The following is a 1,211-nucleotide window of genomic DNA, read 5'->3' on the forward strand; positions in this document are numbered from 1 at the left end:
CCAGTACGGCGAAACCACTTCCACACGCTTGTATGTACTTCCCTCAAGAGGAATAGTCGTTGAACCTTCTCCTATTCGGAGCTTGGCTGCTGATTTTCGATTACGTGAACACTTAGGATTTAACCTTATGCCATCTAACGAATTTTTTCTGTTTTCACCACGTTCACGCTTGGGTTTCATCTATCCCTACGTTGTCGTTTCGTTAGCTTTACGAGTTCCCAGCAATTCAGTTTCTTCATTGGACAATACGAGTTTTTCTATTGTCTCTAAATGCAAGTTTCCCTACATTCTTACAGTATATCTACGAGCTATCATCCCATCATTAAAATAGTGGATTTTCTCGCTCGCAAATTCTATAAATGGTTGAAAATTTTCCATACTGCCATTGAATCAAGAATAACCAAATACTAAAAAAAAGAAAGAGAGTCAATGTCTCTTCAGTATAAGTGAATCGATCAATCATTCGTGCCAGACGTGGGTAATTCATTAAAGTGGGTAATGCTAAATAGTGAATCAGTCCAACGGCAATCACTGACGAAAAAAGAAAAAAGAAAAATTGCTTTATAAGTTGTTTCATTTTCCTCACCTTCCATTCAAGAATACATCTATTCTACCTTAAGCAATCTTTCCTGCGAAGTCTTCCTTTTTACTTTTAGGTTTTTTTAAAAAAAATAAATCAGGAGCACCATACAAGCTGTGTCCTGATTCATTCACAAATAATGATACTTTTTTTCTATTTTTTCCAAACATCCGCATAGTCAGATTTCCGCTCGAATTCTTTTTTCGCATAAGAACAGACTGGAACAATTTTCTTTTCTTCACGTCGTGCGTATTCTGCAACTTTCTCTACTAGCTTCCCAGCTAGTCCCTGACCGCGATAGGTTCCATCCACTCGAGTATGTTCAACCACTAGATCGCCGGCGTCATCAAAAATCCAAGTAATTTCGCCAATCTCGTTTCCTTCATCAAAGATAACTATCCGTTGTGCTTCTTCTTTAAATTCCATGGTAAACCCTCCTAAAATGTAATTAGTTCTTAACGTGATTATACAGGATAATCGGTCAAAATAGTGCTCTTCATCACCTAATATTTTTGATAAGCTACTAGTGTATTTTGCAAGGCTTTTATACATAAAATTGCAGAGAAAAACTACACAGCGCTGCATCCTGAAATGATTCTTTGATTAGTTTGATTTTGATAGAGCATTTTTT

General features: G+C 36.7%; 3 protein-coding genes. All 3 read right to left on the reverse strand.

Annotated elements, in window-relative coordinates; genetic code table 11:
• A partial coding sequence (locus ACFSR0_RS06440; protein WP_379981058.1) for a hypothetical protein occupies nt 1–180 on the reverse strand: 180 nt, incomplete at its 3' end.
• A gap of 142 nt (nt 181–322) precedes the next feature.
• Nucleotides 323–577, reverse strand: a complete 255-nt coding sequence (locus ACFSR0_RS06445) for a hypothetical protein (RefSeq protein ID WP_379981060.1) — start codon at nt 575–577, stop codon at nt 323–325.
• 156 nt (nt 578–733) lie between these two features.
• Nucleotides 734–1,006, reverse strand: coding sequence for a GNAT family N-acetyltransferase (locus tag ACFSR0_RS06450; protein ID WP_379981062.1), 273 nt, complete (start codon nt 1,004–1,006; stop codon nt 734–736).
• Nucleotides 1,007–1,211: the final 205 nt, after the last annotated feature.

Source organism: Enterococcus camelliae (assembly GCF_042685105.1).
Taxonomy (GTDB): domain Bacteria; phylum Bacillota; class Bacilli; order Lactobacillales; family Enterococcaceae; genus Enterococcus_G; species Enterococcus_G camelliae.